1 protein-coding gene is annotated in these 676 nt (G+C 74.1%); it reads right to left on the bottom strand.

The genetic code is table 11. The features are described 5' to 3' along the window. Positions 1-22: 22 nt before the first annotated feature. Positions 23-676: hypothetical protein (locus tag CCL05_RS43000; protein ID WP_086565889.1), on the bottom strand; the 654-nt coding region annotated here is incomplete at its 5' end.

The raw sequence follows: 676 nt of genomic DNA on the forward strand, positions 1-676 counted from the left end.
GACCACTGGGGGAGCGTCGGTCTCATCCGGTGCTCGCCGAGGGGGAGACGCCGGGGGAGGCGGACGGGGATCCGGAGGGGTGCGGGGAGGGCTTGTGGGCGTGCTTCCGCGGGCCGGTGCGCAGCATCTCGTCCTGGGTGAGGAGCATGGCCCGCTGGTCCCGGTCCCAGGTCCACTGGAGGCGGTACTCGTAGCCCGCGACCTCCGACGGTGAGCGGATGACGAGGGAACGCCCGGCCAGTTCGACGCCGCTGAGCGCGTCCTCCCAGGCCATCACCTGCACGAGCCGGTGCTTGTCCACGGTGTAGACGCGCACCGCGGTGGTCTTGCCGGGCAGCAGCCGGAAGCCCAGCGTCAGGTCGTCGCGCCCGTCGCCGGTCAGGTCCCGGTAGTACGGCCTGAGGACCGGGCACCGCCCGTGCTCCGGGCCCTTGCCGCAGTCGGCCATCCGGCGGTCGGTGTCGCGGTAGGGCGCCTTGCCGCCGGCGTAGTCGCCCGGGCTCGCGGCGATCTCGGCCCGGACGACCCCGACCGGGTCCACCCGGCGGATGTCGTCGTCGCCGGGCACCTTGACGCCCTTGACCACCTCGGTGTTCACCTCGCCGATCTCGAAGGCGGGACTGGACGCCGGCGTCAACTCGGGCCAGAGCCGGGCCGGCCCGACGGCCGTCGGGCC

It is taken from the genome of Streptomyces africanus (assembly GCF_002150735.1).
In the GTDB taxonomy this organism is placed as follows: Bacteria; Actinomycetota; Actinomycetes; order Streptomycetales; family Streptomycetaceae; genus Streptomyces; species Streptomyces africanus.